This window comes from Mycobacterium marseillense (genome assembly GCF_010731675.1).
GTDB classification, from domain to species: Bacteria; Actinomycetota; Actinomycetes; order Mycobacteriales; family Mycobacteriaceae; genus Mycobacterium; species Mycobacterium marseillense.
This window is the reverse complement of sequence record NZ_AP022584.1, coordinates 2,227,058-2,246,046: the sequence shown is the minus strand read 5'-3', so window position 1 is coordinate 2,246,046 and position 18,989 is coordinate 2,227,058. Positions and strand designations below refer to the sequence as shown.

Annotated in this window: 16 protein-coding genes; 11 read left to right on the top strand and 5 right to left on the bottom strand. The window is 70.3% G+C overall.

The genetic code is table 11. From position 1 onward, the window contains the following. Positions 1-66 precede the first annotated feature (66 nt). Genes G6N26_RS10030 through mutM form a run of 3 tightly spaced genes read left to right on the top strand, consistent with a single transcriptional unit; the run spans position 67 to position 2,222 of the window. Positions 67-666, top strand: a complete 600-nt coding sequence (locus G6N26_RS10030) for a YceD family protein (RefSeq protein WP_179960314.1) — start codon at positions 67-69, stop codon at positions 664-666. Beyond that, positions 663-1,373, top strand: coding sequence for a ribonuclease III (gene rnc / locus G6N26_RS10025; RefSeq protein ID WP_083018184.1), 711 nt, complete (start codon positions 663-665; stop codon positions 1,371-1,373). The genes G6N26_RS10030 and rnc overlap by 4 nt, the downstream gene beginning before the upstream one ends. Next, positions 1,374-2,222, top strand: a complete 849-nt coding sequence (gene mutM / locus G6N26_RS10020; protein ID WP_067168867.1) for a DNA-formamidopyrimidine glycosylase — start codon at positions 1,374-1,376, stop codon at positions 2,220-2,222. Between the two features lie 111 nt (positions 2,223-2,333). On the opposite strand, the gene G6N26_RS10015 is transcribed toward mutM, so the two are convergent. Beyond that, positions 2,334-3,107 (bottom strand): PIG-L deacetylase family protein, encoded by a 774-nt coding sequence (locus G6N26_RS10015; protein WP_067168865.1) that lies wholly within the window; start codon positions 3,105-3,107, stop codon positions 2,334-2,336. Between the two features lie 52 nt (positions 3,108-3,159). Between G6N26_RS10015 and G6N26_RS10010 the strand changes: the two genes are divergently transcribed. From G6N26_RS10010 to G6N26_RS09980, 7 genes are all read left to right on the top strand, one after another. Beyond that, positions 3,160-3,573, top strand: a complete 414-nt coding sequence (locus G6N26_RS10010) for an OsmC family protein (protein ID WP_067168863.1) — start codon at positions 3,160-3,162, stop codon at positions 3,571-3,573. Continuing rightward, positions 3,560-3,853, top strand: coding sequence for an acylphosphatase (locus G6N26_RS10005; protein ID WP_083018182.1), 294 nt, complete (start codon positions 3,560-3,562; stop codon positions 3,851-3,853). The genes G6N26_RS10010 and G6N26_RS10005 overlap by 14 nt, the downstream gene beginning before the upstream one ends. 147 nt (positions 3,854-4,000) lie before the next feature. Then, positions 4,001-7,597: a chromosome segregation protein SMC gene (smc, locus tag G6N26_RS10000; protein ID WP_083018180.1), complete on the top strand. Its 3,597-nt coding sequence runs from the start codon at positions 4,001-4,003 to the stop codon at positions 7,595-7,597. A gap of 244 nt (positions 7,598-7,841) precedes the next feature. Next, positions 7,842-9,170 (top strand): signal recognition particle-docking protein FtsY, encoded by a 1,329-nt coding sequence (ftsY, locus tag G6N26_RS09995; protein ID WP_067168857.1) that lies wholly within the window; start codon positions 7,842-7,844, stop codon positions 9,168-9,170. 155 nt (positions 9,171-9,325) lie between these two features. Further along, the gene (locus G6N26_RS09990) at positions 9,326-10,747 is read left to right on the top strand and encodes an ammonium transporter (RefSeq protein ID WP_083018178.1); all 1,422 of its coding nucleotides are present in this window, start codon (positions 9,326-9,328) and stop codon (positions 10,745-10,747) included. Continuing rightward, the gene (glnB, locus tag G6N26_RS09985; protein ID WP_003878721.1) at positions 10,744-11,082 is read left to right on the top strand and encodes a nitrogen regulatory protein P-II; all 339 of its coding nucleotides are present in this window, start codon (positions 10,744-10,746) and stop codon (positions 11,080-11,082) included. Before G6N26_RS09990 ends, glnB begins: the two co-directional genes overlap by 4 nt. A gap of 87 nt (positions 11,083-11,169) precedes the next feature. Next, the gene (locus G6N26_RS09980; RefSeq protein ID WP_067168853.1) at positions 11,170-13,590 is read left to right on the top strand and encodes a [protein-PII] uridylyltransferase; all 2,421 of its coding nucleotides are present in this window, start codon (positions 11,170-11,172) and stop codon (positions 13,588-13,590) included. A gap of 26 nt (positions 13,591-13,616) precedes the next feature. Here G6N26_RS09980 and G6N26_RS09975 read toward each other — a convergent pair whose 3' ends face one another. From G6N26_RS09975 to G6N26_RS09960, 4 genes are all read right to left on the bottom strand, one after another. Next, positions 13,617-13,985 (bottom strand): VOC family protein, encoded by a 369-nt coding sequence (locus tag G6N26_RS09975; RefSeq protein WP_083018193.1) that lies wholly within the window; start codon positions 13,983-13,985, stop codon positions 13,617-13,619. 81 nt (positions 13,986-14,066) lie between these two features. After that, positions 14,067-14,495: a DUF6188 family protein gene (locus tag G6N26_RS09970; RefSeq protein WP_067168851.1), complete on the bottom strand. Its 429-nt coding sequence runs from the start codon at positions 14,493-14,495 to the stop codon at positions 14,067-14,069. A 48-nt stretch (positions 14,496-14,543) separates the two neighbouring features. After that, positions 14,544-16,307 carry a DEAD/DEAH box helicase gene (locus G6N26_RS09965; protein ID WP_083018176.1) on the bottom strand — a complete coding sequence of 588 codons (1,764 nt, stop codon included), beginning with the start codon at positions 16,305-16,307 and terminating at the stop codon, positions 14,544-14,546. Between the two features lie 101 nt (positions 16,308-16,408). Then, entirely contained in the window at positions 16,409-17,203 is a 795-nt protein-coding gene (locus G6N26_RS09960) for an alpha/beta hydrolase (protein ID WP_067168847.1), read from the bottom strand. Positions 17,204-17,406: 203 nt separating this feature from the next. Here G6N26_RS09960 and ffh point away from each other — a divergent pair, with 203 nt between their 5' ends. Further along, complete coding sequence (ffh, locus tag G6N26_RS09955) at positions 17,407-18,975, top strand: signal recognition particle protein (protein WP_083018174.1); 1,569 nt, start codon at positions 17,407-17,409, stop codon at positions 18,973-18,975. Positions 18,976-18,989: the final 14 nt, after the last annotated feature.

Below are 18,989 nucleotides of genomic sequence, written 5' to 3'. Positions count from 1 at the left end.
TTCGCGGCCCGTTCACCGGGCGGACGCGCCCTGGAATTGTCCGGCCGGCGCCGTAGGATTTCTCGTATGACGCGCCAGCACAGCACCTCATCGACTCGCGGCGGTGCGCCTCGGCCGTCTGGGCCGATGACGTTCGACATCACCCGGCTCGGGCGGCGGCCCGGCGCCATGGTGACCGTGCGCGAAACGGTGCCCAGCCCGGCGCGCATCGGGCTGGACATGATCGCCATCGCGGCCGGCGCCCCCCTGGAACTGGACCTGCAGGTGCAGTCGGTGTCCGAGGGCGTCCTGGTGACCGGGACGGTGAGCGCGCCCACGGCCGGCGAATGCGCGCGTTGCCTGACCCCGCTCGACGGCCACGTGGACGTGCGGTTGACCGAACTGTTCGCCTACCCGGACAGCACCACCGAGGCCACCACCGAGGAAGACGAGGTCGGCCACATCGTCGACGACACCATCGACCTCGAGCAGTCCATCGTCGACGCGGTGGGGCTCGAACTCCCGTTTTCGCCCGTGTGCACGCCGGATTGCCCGGGGCTGTGCCCGGAATGCGGGGTGTCGCTGGCTGCCGAGCCGGGACACCAGCACGACCGCATCGACCCGCGGTGGGCCAAGCTGGCGGGCATGTTCACCCCCGAGTCCGACGAAGCGCGGGGTGAGCGGTGAGCTCACGGCGGGCGCTGCTCGACGCCCTGGGGGTTGAGCTGCCCGACGAACTGCTGTCCTTGGCGCTGACGCATCGGAGTTATGCCTACGAACACGGCGGGCTGCCGACCAACGAGCGGCTGGAATTCCTCGGCGACGCGGTGCTGGGCCTGACCATCACCGACGAGCTCTACCACCGCCATCCCGACCGTAGCGAGGGCGACCTGGCCAAGCTGCGGGCCAGCGTCGTCAACACCCAGGCGCTGGCCGACGTCGGGCGAAAGCTGTGCGAGGGGGGCCTCGGGGTGCACCTGTTGCTGGGGCGCGGGGAGGCGAACACCGGCGGCGCGGACAAGTCGAGCATCCTGGCCGACGGCATGGAATCGCTGCTGGGCGCGATCTACCTCGAGCACGGGATCGACGTGGCCCGCGAGGTGATTTTGCGGCTGTTCGGTCCGCTGCTGGACGCCGCGCCGACGCTGGGGGCCGGGCTGGACTGGAAGACCAGCCTGCAGGAGCTCACCGCGGCCCGCAGCATGGGCGCGCCGTCCTACGTCGTCACCTCGACCGGCCCGGACCACGACAAGGAGTTCACCGCGGTGGTCGTGGTCGCCGACACCGAGTACGGCTCGGGCGTGGGCCGCTCGAAGAAGGAAGCCGAGCAGAAGGCCGCGGCGGCGACCTGGAAAGCGCTGGAAGCGCTGGACACCGCCGTTCCCCGCAATTAGATGCCCGAACTGCCCGAAGTCGAGGTGGTGCGCCGCGGCCTGCACGCCCATGTCGTGGGCAAGACGATCACGGCCGTCCGGGTGCATCACCCCCGCGCGGTGCGCCGCCACGAGGCGGGGCCCGCGGACCTCGCCGCCCGGCTCCTCAACGACCGCATCACCGGCACCGACCGGCGCGGCAAATACCTGTGGCTGCTGCTCGACAGCGACGCGGCGCTCGTCGTTCACCTCGGCATGAGCGGGCAGATGCTGCTCGGTACGGTGCCGCGCGCCGACCACGTGCGGATCTCCGCGCTGCTCGACGACGGGACCGTGCTGAGCTTCGCCGACCAACGCACCTTCGGCGGGTGGATGCTCGCCGACCTGGTCGAGGTGGACGGCAGCGTGGTCCCCGAGCCCGTCGCACACCTGGCGCGCGACCCGCTGGACCCCCGGTTCGATGCCGACGCGGTCGTAAAAGTGTTGCGGCGCAAGCACTCCGAAATCAAGCGCCAGCTGCTCGACCAGCAGGTCGTGTCGGGCATCGGCAACATCTACGCCGACGAGGCGCTGTGGCGGGCCAAGGTGCACGGGGCACGGATCGCCGACACCCTGACCCGCAAGCAGTTGACCGCCGTGCTGGACGCGGCGTCCGACGTGATGCGTGAGGCGCTGGCCAAGGGCGGGACCTCGTTTGATTCGCTGTACGTCAACGTCAACGGCGAATCCGGATACTTCGACCGTTCACTGGACGCCTACGGCCGCGAAGGCGAGAGCTGCCGCCGCTGCGGCGCGGTGATGCGCAGGGAGAAGTTCATGAACCGCTCGTCGTTCTATTGCCCCAAATGCCAACCGCGCCCGCGTGGTTGAGTGTGAGGCCTTGGCTTTGATCGTGAGCACACGGTTGCGACACGACGAGCGTGGGTGACCGGTGTTCACACCGGGTGACCAGCGTTCACACTCAAGGGCGAAACAGGTGAATCACTCGAAGATGTCGCGGCGCAGCGTCCCCGTGGGCAGTGCCGGATCCACGAACCACTCGTGGCTGAACAGCGCGCCGAACACCTGAGGCGGCAACCGCATCAGGACGCCGAACAGCTGCGCGGCCAGTCCGGAAGTGCCGATCTGGGAACGGTGCGCGGCAAAAGCGTCCCGCTTCTGGCGCGCGAAGCCAAAGACGTTGACCCGGTGGGTGATCGTCGCGCGTGGGGCGTACGCGCCGCGGACGATGTCACGTTCGTACGGTCCGGGAAGACGCAGCAGGTGCGCGAGATCACTGACGCGAAGCAGCATTTCGCGCGGCATCGTCACCTCGAGGACGCGGGGAATCGCGGCGAGTTCGGCGGCTTTCTTGCCGACGTGATGCACCTGCACATGATCGCGGTGCCCGTAGCCGCCGTTGGGCTGGTAGCTGAGCAGCAGATCGGCGTCCTCGTCGCGAAGGATGGTGGCCAGCCGCGTCGCCGCCTCGTCGAGATCCGCGCGCCCGAATCGGGTGCGCCCGGGCGGATCCGGGTAGAACAGGGGGCCGTAGCCGCTGTCGGCGTAGCCGAGGCACTCCACCCGCTGGGCCCCGAGAATGCTTGCACTCGACCGTAATTCGCCCAGTCGGTTGTCGTCGTCGTTGTGCACGCGTCCGTCGGTTGCCGTGACCACGACGACGCGATGTCCGGCCGCGGACGCGCGCGCCAGGGTGCCACCGGTGAGGACCACCTCGTCGTCCGGGTGCGCGTGGAACGCGACGACGGTGGCCATGCCAAACAGTATGCCCGCGCGTCACGCCGTGGCCGCCCGGTAGAAATGAGCCATGGCCGAACTATGGGTGGAACGCACCGGAACTCGCCGCTACACGGGATACAGCTCGCGGGGGGCGCAGGTACTCGTCGGCTCCGAGGACGTCGACGGCGTGTTCACGCCCGGCGAGCTGCTCAAGATCGCGCTCGCGGCCTGCAGCGGGATGTCCAGCGATATGCCGCTGGCCCGCCGGCTGGGCGACGACTACAAGGCGGTCATCAAGGTGTCCGGCGCCGCCGACCGCGAGCAGGAACGCTATCCGCTGCTCGAGGAAGCGCTGGAGCTGGACCTGTCGGCGTTGGCCGAGGACGAGAAGGAGCGCCTGCTGGTCGTGGTCAACCGGGCCATCGACCAGGTGTGCACGGTCGGGCGCACCCTGCAGTCCGGCACCACCGTCAACGTCGAGGTCACCGATGTCGGATCCTGACGCCCGGCTCACCGCCTGGGTCCACGGGGACGTCCAGGGGGTGGGTTTCCGCTGGTGGACGCGGTGCCGGGCGCTGGAGCTCGGCCTCACCGGGTACGCGGCCAACCAGGCCGACGGCCGGGTGCTGGTAGTCGCCCAGGGGCCGCGGGAGGCCGGCGAAAAGCTGCTGGAGCTGCTGCAAGGCGGCGCGTCGTGGCCCGCCCGACCCGGCAGGGTCGACGAGGTGGTCGCCGACTGGTCGCAGCCCCAGGAGCGTTTCGAGGGGTTCGTCGAGCGGTGACGCGGCCGCCGCGGTGCCCGTCATTTCGTGGCGGATGTGACCATTGTGACCAGTGCGTCGCGCCGCGGCGCCGCCGGCACATTTGGGGCTGGACGACACCCCTCGGTGAGCCTGCCGCGCGTGGTTTGAGCGGTAGTCTGGCTCGCCGTGTACCTCAAGAGTCTGACGCTGAAGGGCTTCAAGTCCTTTGCCTCGCCGACGACTCTGCGTTTCGAGCCGGGCATCACCGCGGTCGTCGGGCCCAACGGCTCGGGCAAGTCCAACGTCGTCGACGCCCTGGCGTGGGTGATGGGGGAGCAGGGCGCCAAGACCCTGCGCGGCGGCAAGATGGAAGACGTCATCTTCGCCGGGACCTCGTCGCGCGCGCCGTTGGGCCGCGCCGAAGTCACCGTCACCATCGACAACTCCGACAACGCGCTGCCCATCGAGTACTCCGAGGTCTCGATCACCCGGCGGATGTTCCGCGACGGCGCCAGCGAATACGAAATCAACGGCAGCAGTTGCCGTTTGATGGATGTTCAAGAACTGCTCAGCGACTCCGGGATCGGCCGGGAGATGCACGTCATCGTCGGGCAGGGCAAGCTCGACGAGATCCTGCAATCGCGGCCCGAAGACCGCCGGGCGTTCATCGAAGAAGCCGCCGGCGTGCTCAAGCACCGCAAGCGCAAAGAGAAGGCGCTCCGCAAGCTCGACGCGATGTCGGCGAACCTGGCCCGGCTCACCGACCTGACCACCGAGCTGCGCCGTCAGCTCAAACCGTTGGGCCGCCAGGCCGAGGTGGCCCGTCGCGCCCAGACGATCCAGGCGGACCTGCGCGACGCGCGGCTGCGGCTGGCCGCCGACGACCTGGTCAACCGCAAGGGCGAGCGCGAGGCCATCTTCGAGGCCGAGTCCGCCATGCGGCGCGACCACGACGAGGCCTCCTCGCGGCTGGCCGTCGCGTCCGAGGAGCTCACCGCGCACGAAACCGCCGTCGGCGAACTCTCCGGTCGTGCCGAATCGGTGCAGCACACCTGGTTCGCACTGTCCGCGCTGGCCGAACGGGTGGCGGCCACGGTCCGCATCGCCAGCGAGCGAGCCCAGCACCTCGATGTGGAGCCGGTGGCGACCAGCGACACCGACCCCGACGCGTTGGAAGCCGAGGCCGAGCAGGTCGCGGTCGCCGAGCAGCGGCTACTGGCGGAATTGACCACGGCGCGCAGCCGGCTCGACGGCGCCCGCGCCGAGTTGGCCGAGCGCGAGCGCGAGGCCGCCGAGGCCGACCGGGCCCACATGGCGGCGGTGCGCGCCGAGGCGGACCGGCGGGAAGGCCTGGCGCGGCTGGCCGGTCAGGTGGAGACGATGCGGGCGCGCGTCGAGTCGATCGACGACAGCGTCGCGCGGCTGTCCGAGCGCATCGAACAGGCCGCCGCCCGCGCCCAGCAGGCCAAGGCCGAATTCGAAACCGTGCAGGGCCGCGTCGGTGAACTCGATCAGGGCGAGATGGGCCTCGACGAGCACCACGAGCGCACCGTGGCCGCGTTGCGGTTGGCCGACGCGCGGGTCGCCGAACTGCAGTCCGCCGAGCGGGACGCCGAACGTCAGGTCGCCTCGCTGCGCGCCCGCATCGACGCGCTCGCCGTGGGGCTCGAACGCAAGGACGGCGCCGCCTGGCTCACCGAAAACCATTCCGGCACAGGCCTTTTGGGTCCGATGGCCAAGTTGGTCAAGGTGCGCTCCGGCTACGAAGCGGCGCTGGCCGCGGTGCTGGGATCGGCGGCCGACGCGCTGGCGGCCGAGAGCTTCGGCGCTGCCCGGTCCGCGGTCGCCGCACTCAAACAGGCCGACGGCGGACGCGCCGCGCTGGTGCTCGGCGACTGGCCCGCCGATCACCCCGCGCCGCAGGCCGCCCCGGCGGGGGCGCTGTGGGCGCTCGACCTGATCGACGCTCCCGGGCGGCTGCGCGGCGCGATCACGGCGATGCTCTCGGGCGTGGCGGTGGTCGACGACCTGGACCAAGCGCTGGCCCTGGTGGCCGAGCATCCCCGGCTGCGGGCGGTCACCCTCGACGGCGACCTGGTGGGCGCCGGCTGGGTGAGCGGCGGCTCCGATCGCAAGCTGTCCACGCTCGAGGTGACCTCCGAGATCGACAAGGCCGGCGACGAGCTGACCGCCGCGGAGGCCCAGGTGGCCCAGCTGAGCGCGGCGCTGTCCGGCGCGCTGACCGAGCAGGCCGCCCGGCAGGACTCCGCCGAACAGGCGCTGGCCGCCCTCAACGAATCCGACAGCGCCATCTCGGGGATGTACGAACAGCTCGGCCGGCTCGGCCAGGAAGCCCGCATGTCCGAGGACGACTGGAGCAGGCTGCTGCGGCAACGCGAGGAGCTCGAAGCGGGCCGGACCCAGACCGTCGCCGAGGTCACCGAACTGGAAACCCGGCTGCGCAACGCCCAGGAGACCCAGCAGACGCCGGCGGAAGAACCCGTAAACCGTCAGCAGATCGCCGCCGCCACCGAAAACGCGCGCAGCGTCGAAGTGGAGGCCCGGCTGGCGGTGCGCACCGCCGAAGAGCGCGCGAACGCGGTGCGCGGGCGGGCGGATTCGTTGCGCCGCGCGGCCGCCGCGGAACGCGAAGCCCGGGTGCGGGCCCAGCAGGCACGGGAGGCGCGGCTGCGGGCCGCGGCGGTGGCCGCGGCGGTCGCCGATTCCGGCCGGCTGCTGGCGCAGCGGTTGAACGGGGTGGTCGACTCGGCGTCCAAGATCCGCGACGCCCTGGCCGCCGAACGCCAGCAGCGCGCGGCGGCGATGGCCGCGGTGCGCGACGAGGTGAACGCGCTCAGCGCCCGGGTGGCCGCCCTGACCGACTCGCTGCACCGCGACGAGGTGGCCAACGCCCAGGCGGCGTTGCGCATCGAGCAGCTCGAGCAGATGGTGCTCGAGCAGTTCGGCATGGCGCCCGCCGATTTGATCGCCGAGTACGGCCCGGAGAATCAACTCCCTCCCTCTGATCTGGAGATGGCCGAATACGAGCAGGCCAAGGAGCGCGGCGAGCAGGTCTTCGCGCCGGCCCCCATTCCCTACGACCGCGCCACCCAGGAGCGCCGCGCCAAGCGGGCCGAGCGCGAGCTGGCCGAACTGGGCCGGGTCAACCCGCTGGCGCTGGAGGAGTTCGCGGCCCTCGAGGAGCGCTACAACTTCCTGTCCACCCAGCTCGAGGACGTCAAGGCCGCCCGTAAGGACCTGCTCGGCGTGGTCGACGAGGTCGACGCCCGCATCCTGCAGGTGTTCAGCGAGGCGTACGCCGACGTGGAACGCGAATTCACCGAAGTGTTCACCGTGTTGTTCCCCGGCGGCGAGGGCCGGCTGCGGCTGACCAACCCGGGCGACATGCTCACCACCGGCATCGAGGTCGAGGCCCGGCCGCCGGGCAAGAAGGTCACCCGGCTCTCGCTGCTGTCCGGTGGCGAAAAGGCGCTGACGGCGGTGGCGATGCTGGTGGCGATCTTCCGGGCCCGCCCGTCGCCGTTCTACATCATGGACGAGGTGGAGGCCGCCCTCGACGACACCAACCTGCGCCGGCTGATCTCGCTGTTCGAGCTGCTGCGGGCGCGCTCGCAGCTCATCATCATCACCCACCAGAAGCCGACGATGGAGGTCGCCGACGCGCTCTACGGCGTGACCATGCAGGGCGACGGCATCACCGCGGTGATCTCGCAGCGGATGCGCGGCCAGCAGGTGGAGCAGCTGGTCACCAGTTCGTCGTAGCGCCGATCGCGAGTGCGGCGGAGCCGGGCGCTGCGGGTCGGCGCCATCGAGCGAGCGCCGATCGCGAGTGCGGCGGAGCCGGGCGCTGCGGGTCGGCGCCATCGAGCGAGCGCCGATCGCGAGTGCGGCGGAGCCGGGCGCTGCGGGTCGGCGCCATCGAGCGAGCGCCGATCGCGAGCGGGTGATCGCGCGCCCGAAGGTGGTGGCTGCCGGGTGCCCGCGCCGCCCCTGAAACAATGTCAGCGTGTCCCAAGGTCTTTGGATCGCGCTCGCGGTCATAGCCGTCCTGGTTGTCATCACCGCGCTGGTCTTCGGCCTGCTGCGGTACCGTCGGCGCCGGATCAGCTTCTCGACGCGCGCCGAACCCGGGGCGATCGACCGCTCCGGCGGCTACACCGCGTCCTCGGGCATCACGTTCAGCCAGACACCGACCGTGGCGCCGCCCGAGCGGCTGGACACCACCGGACTGCCCGGAGTGGGCGACGACGCGGCCATTCCGCGCGACGCGCCGCGGCGCACCATCTCCGACGTCGACCTCCCCGAACCCGAGACCGTCACCCCACCGGAGCCGGAGCCGGAGCCGGCACCTGCTCCGGAGCCGGAGCCGGAGCCACAGCCCGAAACCCCGGCCGCCCCCGAGATCGAGGAGATCGCGCCGCCCGAGGGCCGCCTGGAACGGCTGCGTGGCCGGCTGGCCCGCTCGCAGAGCGCGTTCGGCCGCAGCATGCTGGGCCTGATCGGCGGTGGCGACCTCGACGAAGACGCCTGGCAGGACGTCGAGGACACCCTGCTCGTCGCCGATCTGGGCCCCGTGGTCGCCGAGTCGGTCATCGCCCAGCTGCGCGCCCGGCTGGCCGGCAGCGACGTGCGCACCGAGGCCGACGCCAAGGCCGTGCTGCGCGACGTGCTGATCAAGGAACTGCAGCCCGGCATGGACCGGTCGATCCGGGCGTTGCCGCACGCCGACCACCCGTCGGTGCTGCTGGTCGTCGGCGTGAACGGCACCGGAAAAACCACCACCGTCGGCAAACTGGCCCGGGTCCTGGTCGCCGACGGGCGACGCGTCGTCTTGGGCGCCGCCGACACCTTCCGGGCCGCGGCCGCCGATCAGCTGCAAACCTGGGCGTCGCGGGTCGGCGCGGAGGTGGTGCGCGGGGCGGAAGGCGCCGACCCGGCGTCGGTGGCGTTCGACGCCGTCGACAAGGGCATCGACGCCGGCGTCGACGTCGTGCTCATCGACACCGCGGGCCGGCTGCACACCAAGGTCGGGCTGATGGACGAACTCGACAAGGTCAAGCGCGTGGTGACACGCCGCGCCGCGGTCGACGAGGTGCTGCTGGTGCTCGACGCCACCATCGGGCAGAACGGCTTGGCCCAGGCGCGCGTGTTCGCCGAGGTCGTCGAGATCACCGGCGCCGTCCTGACGAAGCTGGACGGAACGGCCAAGGGCGGCATCGTCTTTAGGGTCCAGCAGGAGCTCGGCGTGCCCGTCAAGCTGGTCGGACTCGGCGAGGGCCCCGACGACCTCGCGCCGTTCGAACCGGCCGCCTTCGTCGACGCGCTGCTCGGCTGACACCGCCGCCGCGCCGCGCGGGACGTTAATCCCGCCGAAACACGACGGCACCATCGCCGAAACAACCATTGCGCAATCTTCTGGATCAGGTCACCAGACGCATGTCTGACGTCCCATTGCGGCCCGACCGGAGGAGATTGCGAGTGACATACCCGATGCTGGGCCAGCCCAACACCGGCGATACCGCCTGGATGCTGGCCAGTTCCGCGCTGGTGCTGTTGATGACGCCGGGCCTGGCGTTCTTCTACGGCGGTATGGTGCGCGCCCGAAGCGTGCTGAACATGCTCATGATGAGCATCAGCGCGATGGGCGTGGTCACCGTGCTGTGGGTGCTCTACGGCTATTCGGTCGCCTTCGGCGACGACGTCGGCAACTTCATGGGCAAGCCGACGTCCTATTGGGGACTGAAGGGCCTCATCGGGGTCAACGCGGTGGCCGCTGACCCGGCCAAAGGCACTGCGGCAACGGACATTCCGCTCGCCGGCACCCTGCCCGCCACGGTGTTCGTAGCGTTCCAGCTGATGTTCGCGATCATCACGGTCGCGCTGATCTCCGGCGCGGTGTCCGACCGCCTGAAGTTCGGCGCGTGGCTCGTGTTTTCCGGCCTGTGGGCCACGTTCGTCTATTTCCCGGTCGCCCACTGGGTTTTCGCGTTCGACGGCTTCGCCTCCGAGCACGGCGGCTGGATCGCCAACAAGCTGCACGCGATCGACTTCGCCGGCGGGACCGCGGTCCACATCAACTCCGGTGTGGCGGGCCTGATGCTGGCCATCGTGCTGGGGAAGCGGCGCGGCTGGCCCACCACCTTGTTCCGCCCGCACAACCTGCCGTTCGTGATGCTCGGCGCCGGATTGCTGTGGTTCGGCTGGTATGGATTCAACGCCGGTTCGGCCACCAGCTCCAACGGCGTGGCCGGGACGACTTTCATCACCACGACGGTCGCGACGGCCACCGCGATGCTGGGCTGGATGCTCACCGAACGCATCCGCGATGGCAAGGCGACGACGCTGGGGGCGGCGTCGGGCATCGTCGCCGGGCTGGTCGCCATCACGCCGTCCTGCTCGTCGGTCAACGTCCTGGGCGCGCTGGTCGTGGGCCTGGTCGCCGGGGTGCTGTGCGCGCTCGCCGTCGGCCTGAAATTCAAGTTCGGCTTCGACGACTCGCTCGACGTGGTCGGTGTGCACCTGGTCGGCGGCCTGGCCGGCACACTGCTGGTCGGGCTGCTCGCCGCCCCGGAAAGCCCGGCGATCAACGGCGTGGTCGGGGTGTCGAAGGGATTGTTCTACGGCGGCGGCTGGGCTCAGCTCGAGCGGCAGGCGATCGGCGCGTTCAGTGTCCTCCTCTACTCCGGGGTGGTTACGCTGATCCTGGCTTTGATCCTGAAGTACACCATCGGGCTTCGCCTCAACCCAGAAGCGGAAGCCACGGGTATCGACGAGGCCGAGCACGCCGAGAGTGGTTACGATTTCGCGGTGGCTACCGGCTCGGTGCTCCCGCCCCGGGTCGCTGTCGCGGACACCCGCAACGGCGTGAAGGAGGACCGAGTGGGCGACAAAGTGGAGGCAGAGCAGTCATGAAGCTGATCACCGCGATCGTAAAGCCGTTCACGCTCGATGACGTGAAGACCAGTCTCGAGGACGCGGGCGTCCTGGGGATGACGGTCAGCGAAATCCAGGGCTACGGACGGCAGAAGGGTCACACCGAGGTCTACCGCGGTGCCGAATACTCCGTCGACTTCGTGCCCAAGGTGCGGATCGAGGTCGTCGTCGACGACTCCATCGTCGACAAGGTCGTGGACAGCATCGTCCGGGCGGCGCGCACCGGCAAGATCGGCGACGGCAAAGTATGGGTGAGTCCCGTGGAAACCATTGTGCGCGTGCGCACCGGCGAGCGCGGAACCGATGCGCTATGACACTTTTCGTCAATTGCTGATTCGCCCCGGGCGGGCCGCGAGGGCATGACTCCGAACGGCTCCGAACCGCCCGGGCGCCTAGCGGGGATGCGAAGCGCCGGCGGGGCAGTCGATTTGGCCGCCTCGCGGCGCCAGCTGCTCTCCGAGGGCGCCAAGCTGCACGCCGCCGAACTGCGGCACGCCTGGCTGGACCTGCACGAATCATGGCTGATGGCCAAGGCCGCCGAGATCGGGATCGACGACGACAGTGGCTTCGCGATCGTCGGCATCGGCGGGCTGGGCCGCCACGAGCTGCTGCCGTATTCCGACCTGGACCTGATGCTGTTGCACGACAACAAGTCCGACGACGTGTTGGGCAAGGTCGCCGACGGCCTGTGGTATCCGCTGTGGGACGCCAACGTTCGGCTCGACCACAGCGTGCGGACCGTGTCCGGCGCCCTGGGCGTGGCCAACGCCGACATGATTGCGGCCCTGGGCATGCTGGACGCGCGCCACATCGCCGGTGATGCGCGGCTGTCCGAGGAACTGATCGCGGGCGCAAGACGCCAGTGGCGCAGCGCAATTCGCTCCCGAATGGACGAGCTCGTCGCCATGACGCAGGCCCGCTGGGAGCGCTGCGGGCGGATCGCGCAACGGGCCGAACCGGACCTGAAATCGGGCCGTGGCGCCCTCCGCGATGTGCAATTGCTTGACGCGCTCGGCGTGGCCCAACTCATCGACCGCCACGGCATGGCCCGCCCGGAATCGCCGGGAGGCTCGCTGGACGACGCCCACCTGACGCTGCTCGACGTGCGTACCGAGCTGCACCGGGTGTCCGGGCGCGGACGCGATCAGCTGCTCGCCCAATACGGCGACGAACTCAGCGCCGCGCTGCACATCGGTGACCGATTCGACTTGGCCCGCAAGCTATCCGACGCCGGACGCACCATCGCCTACCACGCGGAGACGGGGCTGCGCACCGCCGAGAACGCGCTGCCGCGCCGCGGCGTCTCGGTGCTGGTACGCCGGCCCAAGCGCCGCCCCCTGGACGAGGGCGTCGTCGAATACGCCGGTGAGATCGTGCTGGCCCGCGACGCCCGGCCCGACACCGACGTGGGCCTGGTGCTGCGGGTGGCCGCCGCGGCGGCCGACACGGGGTTGCCGATCGGCGCCGCCACCCTGAGCCGCCTGGCCGCCGGCGCGCCCGAGATGCCGGTGCCCTGGCCGCGGGAAGCGTTGGACGACTTGCTGGTTGTGCTGTCCGCCGGGCCGACGACGGTGGCCACCATCGAGGCGCTCGACCGCACCGGCCTGTGGGGCCGGCTACTGCCCGAATGGGACGCGATCCGCGACCTGCCGCCGCGCGACGTCGCGCACAAATGGACGGTGGACCGCCACGTCATCGAGACGGCCGTCAACGCCGCGCCGCTGGCCACCCGCGTGGCGCGGCCCGACCTGCTCGCGCTCGGCGCGCTGCTGCACGACATCGGCAAGGGCCGCGGCGTCGACCACAGCGTGCTCGGCGCGGGGCTGGCCCTGGATATCGGCCCCCGGCTGGGGATCTCGCCCGCCGACGCCGAGACGCTCGCGCAGCTGGTGCGCCACCACCTGCTGCTGCCGGTGGTGGCGACCCGCAGCGACCTGAACGACCCCAAAACCATTGAGCGCGTGTCGAAATCGCTCGGCGGCGATCCGCTGCTGCTCGAGGTGCTGCACGCGCTGACCGAAGCCGACTCCAAGGCCACCGGGCCGGGGGTGTGGAGCGAATGGAAGGCGTCCCTGATCGAGGAGCTGGTTCGGCGCTGCCGGCTGGTGATGGCGGGGGAGCCGCTCCCGGAAGCCGAACCCACGGCACCCCAATATCTTTCGCTCGCCGCCCAACGCGCGGTGCACGTGGAGATCAAGCCCAGCGGCGGTGAACGGCTGGACGTGGTGATGGCCGCCCCCGATCAGCGGGGGCTGGTCTCCAAGGCCGCCGCGGTGCTGGCGCTGAACTCGCTGCGCATCCATTCGGCATCGGCCAGCACCGACGCGGGTTTCGCGGTCGTCGAATTCGTGGTGTCGCCGCTGTTCGGCTCGCCGCCGGAGGCGGGCCTGCTGCGCCAGCAGTTCACCGGCGCGCTGGCCGGGGATGTCGACGTGCTGGGCACGCTGGAGAAGCGCGACAGCGACGCCACCGGCGCCGCGTCCACGAGGGCCGGCGAGGTTCAAGTCGGGGTGCCCGTGACGCGCTCGACCGCCCCGCCCCGCATCCTGTGGGTCGATACGGCCACCGCCGGCCAGTTGATCGTCGAGGTCCGCGCCATGGACCGCCTCGGGCTGCTTGCCCTGCTGACCCGGGCGCTGGAGCGGGCCGGGACCGACATCGTCTGGGCGAAGGTCAACACGTTCGGGTCGACGGCGGCCGACGTCTTCTGCGTGACGGCCGCCTCAGGCGGGCAAGCCTCGCGAGACGCGGTCGAACAGAGCCTGCTCGCCGCGCTCGGCGGCCCCGCGGTCGAGGTGCTCGAGGAACCCGTCGGCGACTAGCCCGGATCACGACCGCGGCCGGGTGATCACCGCAACTTCTGGGCGAATTCGATGATGTTGCCGTCTGGGTCGGCGATGTGGAGCGTCCGTTCGTGCCACGGCCGGTCAATCGGTCCGGTGAGGATCTCGACGCCGAGGTCGCGCAACCGCTTCGCTTCCTTATCGACGTCGTCGATCACGAAGCCGATCTCGCCGCACGGCGGGCGGCCGCCTTCGCGGCCGATGAGCTCGGGAAGCTTGGACCGTTCGAACAGCGAGAACTTGGTATTGGCCATTTCGAACTCGACGTAGCCGTCGCCTTCGATCCGCACCTTGAGCCCGATCACGTCGCGGTAGAACGCCACCGAGCTCTCGAGCGACTCGACATATTGGATGACGTAATCGACGCGGCGCATGAAATCCATGGTATCGACCAACGATTCGGAAGCACTGCGCTGCAGCCGGTTTCGTCGGTGGGTAGCCCAGCGCGCGCTAACTCACCTGTCGCCGTCGGCTTCGGCCGTATCAAGGCGAACGACTCGCACCTTGCCGTGCGTGAGGCAGGCGGCGTACCCGTGGTATTTGCTGTAGAGCTCCCACGCGGTGACCTTGTCGTTCGACGGCACCTCGATCGTGTGATCGTCGGAGAATTCGAGGCGGAGATTCCCGGTGTCGTCCCAGACCGCACCCGTGCAGGTCGACCCGGCGAAATCGAAGAGCGGGCGCAGTTGGTCCGCCGGGTCGGTCGGGTCGATAGCGATTACTTCGGCGGGCGAGCTTTCGATGGCGGGCAGCGTCAGACGCATCGGTGCCGTAATCACCAGCTCGTTGTAGTCCTCGAAATTCAGCACCAGCCCGTCGTGGAACATGATCCGCTGCACCGCACAGCCCTCGAGCCACTGCTCGATCACATTCTGTTCGGTCATAAATCCACTCTGGCCCCTATTCGGCACATGCACAAGCGGGGCCCTGGCTCAGGACTGCTCGGCGTTGAGCCGGCGCACGGCGTCGATGCGCGCCCGCAGCTGTTCGCGGCTCGCCGCGGCGATTGGGGGACCGCCGCAACGGCGCCGCAGTTCGTTGTGAATCCAGCCGTGCGGCTTGCCGGTGCGGTGATGGGCGATCGAGACCAGCGCGTTGAGCTCGCGGCGCAACTCCCGAAGCTGGCCGTGCACGGTGGCCGACGGGGGTTCGACGGCACCCGGCGATCCGGCCTCCTGGTGCAGCCGGGCCCGCTTCTGCAGCTGTTCGTCCTGACGCTGGTGCAGCAGCGCACGCATCTGCTCGGCGTCGAGTAGGCCGGGGATGCCGAGGTAGTCCGCCTCCTCGTCGCTGCCGGCCGCAGCGGCGGTGCCGAACGAGGATCCGTCGAAGATGAGCTGATCGAGTTCCGCGTCGGCGCCCAGCGAGGTGAATCCCTTGTCGAGGTCGGTCTTCTCGTCCTGCGTCTTGGTCGCGGGATCGCCGTCGAGGGGGTCGCCCTCGGATTCCCGGTGCGGCTCGCCGAGCACGTGGTTGCGCTGGGCCTCCAGCTCGCTGGCGAGCTGCAGCAGGTTGGGCACCGACGGCACGAAGATGCTGGCGATTTCGCCCTGGCGCCGCGACCGCACGAACCGGCCGATGGCCTGAGCGAAGAACAGCGGCGTCGCGGCGCTGGTGGCGTAGATCCCGACCGACAGCCGCGGCACGTCGACGCCCTCGGAGACCATGCGCACCGCGACGAGCCAGCGGGTGGTGCTCGCGGCGAATTCGCTGATGCGCGCCGACGAGCCGGGATCGTCGGAGAGCACCAGCGTCGGCGCTTCGCCGGTCAGTTTCTTCAGCAGGGTGGCATAGGCGCGGGCCGCGGTCTGGTCCGACGCAATGATCATGCCGCCGGCGTCCGGCACGTGCGTGCGCAGCTGGCGCAGCCGCAGGTCCGCGGCGGTGATCACCGCGGGCATCCACTCGCCGGCCGGGTCCAGCGCGGTGCGCCACGCGCGCGCGGTCTGCTCGGCGGACAGCGGCTCGCCCAGTCGGGCGGCGTGCTCCTCACCGGCGCTGTCGCGCCACCGCGCCTCCCCGGAGTAGGCGAGGAACACCACGGGCCGGACCACGCCGTCGGCCAGGGCGTCGGTGTAGCCGTAGGTGTGATCGGCCTGCGAGCGCCGTATCCCGTCCGGGCCGGCCTCGTAGGTCACGAACGGGATGGGGCTGTCGTCGCTGCGGAAGGGCGTTCCCGTCAGCGCCAGCCGGCGGGTGGCGTCGTCGAAGGCCTCGCGGATGGCGTCGCCCCAGGTCTTGGCGTCCCCGCCGTGATGGATCTCGTCGAAGACGACCAGCGTCTTGCGTTGTTCGGTGCGGACCCGGTGCAGCGTGGGATGCGCGGCCACCTGCGCGTAGGTGACCATGACGCCGTGAAATTCCGGCGCGATCCGCGGGTTGCTGTTGGAGAATTTCGGGTCCAGCGCGATGCCGTGCCGCGCCGCGGCCTGCGCCCACTGCACCTTGAGGTGCTCGGTGGGCACCACGACGGTGACCTGCTCGACGGCGCGCTGGCCGAGCAGTTCGGCCGCCACCCGCAGCGCGAACGTCGTCTTGCCGGATCCGGGGGTGGCCACCGCCAGGAAGTCGCGCGGCTGGCCGGCGAGATATTTGACGAGCGCCCTGCGCTGCCAGCCGCGCAGCACCGCGCTTCCGCTGTGGTCGCTGTGGTCGGTGTCGGTCCGCGCTTGGATGCTGCTGGCCGGCATCGACACAGGCCCCCCAATCGTTGCTGTTCGACACGGCCAGCTCGGTTGAGTGGCGGCTGTGAAATCTAGCACGCCAACGCTTTTCGGTGTTGGAGCGACTCGACCCGCTATCGCGCGTGGGTCACCGCTTCGTGGGCCTGCAGCCAGTCGCGGATGCGTGCGGCGACCTCGGCCCAGCCCGGTTCGAGCATCATGTTGTGGCCCATGGAAAAGAATTCCGGTTCGGTGCGGTAGGCGCGCGCGGTGGCGCGCACATCGGCGGGGCTGACGAAGCCGTCGTGCTCGGCGCCCAGGACCAGGATCGGCGTCGTCACCCGCCGGGTCCGGACGCGGCGGATCATCGGATCGGTCATCGCGGCGCGCACGCTCTCGGCCCCGGCCTGTTGCCGGCAGGCTTCGACGACGTCCTCGGGCGTGTCGGGGCAAAAGAGGTACTCGCGGGCCAGCGCCGGGGTGGCCAAGAATTTCAGCAGCGTGGGATCGTTCCAGGCTTCCATGGTCATCGACGGGCGGCGGCGCCAGACGCGCAACGCCAACCGGAGCACGCCCTGCGGCGGCACCGAGCCCACCAGCACCGCCGCCGGGGCGCCGCGCTCTTCGAGGTAGCGCTGGATCACGAAGCCACCCAGGGAGTGCCCGATCAGGATCGGCGCGCCACCGAGGTCGTCGGCCACCGAACGGACGTCCTCGATGTAGTCGGCGATGGACACCTTCCGCAGCGGCTTCGCCGTGGGGCTGGTGCCGTGCCCGCGCAGGCTCACCGCGACCGTGCGGTAGCCGGCGTCGGCGAAGAAGTCCTGGAAGTGTTCCCAGCACCACGCGCCGTGCCACCCGCCGTGGACGAAGAGCAGGGGCACCGGGTGCTCGGCAGTGCAGGACCCTTTGTCGATCAGCTCGAGCATCAGGTCATCCCTTCGCTAGCCCCTGCCGAACATAAGCCACGCCGACGAGTGTCCGGGGCGGATTCGTGCCGACCGGGACGGCCGAGTGTGCGCCCGGGCGCGCACTCGCGGCCGAATGGGCGGCGGGCCGCACACTCGTCGTCCGCGCGGCAAGCTGCGCCCGGCGGCGTGGGTCGCGCTTGCGGTGCCACTAGGCTGGCGGGGTGTTTGAATCGCTGTCCGACCGATTGACCGGCGCCCTTGCCGGGCTCCGCGGCAAGGGTCGACTGACCGACGCCGATATCGAGGCCACCACCCGCGAAATCCGGCTGGCGCTGCTGGAAGCCGACGTGTCGTTGCCCGTGGCGCGCGCCTTCGTCACCCGGATCAAGGACCGCGCCAAGGGCGCCGAGGTCTCCGGTGCCCTCAACCCGGCACAGCAGGTCGTCAAGATCGTCAACGAAGAGCTCATCGGCATCCTGGGCGGACAGACCCGCCAGCTCGCGTTCGCGAAGACGCCGCCGACCGTGGTGATGCTCGCGGGCCTGCAGGGTTCCGGTAAGACGTCGCTGGCCGGCAAGCTGGCCGCCTGGCTGCGCGGGCAGGGCCACACCCCGCTGCTGGTGGCGTGCGACTTGCAGCGCCCCGCCGCGGTCAACCAGCTGCAGGTCGTCGGCGAGCGGGCCGGCGTGCCGGTGTTCGCGCCGCACCCCGGCGAGTCCCCGGAGTCCGGACCGGGCGACCCGGTCGCGGTCGCCGCGGCGGGCATCGCCGAGGCCAACGCCAAGCATCACGACGTCGTCATCGTCGATACCGCCGGCCGGCTGGGCATCGACGACGAGCTGATGGCGCAGGCCGCGGCCATCCGCGACGCCGTCAACCCCGACGAGGTCCTGTTCGTCCTGGACGCGATGATCGGTCAGGACGCCGTCACCACCGCCGAGGCGTTCCGCGAGGGCGTCGGCTTCACCGGGGTGGTCCTCACCAAGCTCGACGGGGACGCCCGCGGTGGCGCGGCGCTCTCGGTCCGCGAGGTGACCGGTGTCCCAATCCTTTTCGCCTCCACCGGCGAGAAGCTGGAGGACTTCGACGTCTTCCACCCCGACCGGATGTCCAGCCGCATCCTGGGCATGGGCGACGTGCTGAGTTTGATCGAGCAGGCCGAGCAGGTCTTCGACGCCGAACAGGCCGAGGCCGCCGCGGTCAAGATCGGCAGCGGCGAGCTGACGCTCGAGGACTTCCTGGAGCAGATGCTCGCCATCCGCAAGATGGGTCCGATCGGCAACCTGCTGGGCATGCTGCCCGGGGCCGGGCAGATGAAGGACGCGCTGGCCCAGGTCGACGACAAGCAACTCGACCGCCTGCAGGCCATCATCCGCGGCATGACCCCCGCCGAGCGCGCCGACCCGAAGATCATCAACGCGTCGCGGCGACTGCGCATCGCCAACGGTTCGGGCGTCACGGTCTCGGAGGTCAACCAGCTCGTCGACCGCTTCTTCGAGGCCCGCAAGATGATGTCGTCCATGCTCGGCGGCATGGGCATCCCGGGGATGGGCCGCAAGTCGGCGACCCGTAAGGCCAAGGGCGGGAAAGGTAAGAAGGGCAAGAAGGGCGGGCGTGGCCCGACACCACCGAAGGCCCGCAACCCCCTGGCCGCCGGGATGCCGGGCATGCCGGCCGGGTTCCCCGACTTGTCGCAGATGCCCGAAGGCCTCAACGAGCTGCCGCCCGGGCTGGCCGACTTCGATTTGTCCAAGCTCAAGTTCCCGGGCAACCAGGGTAAGAAATCGTGACGATCGCGCGCGCG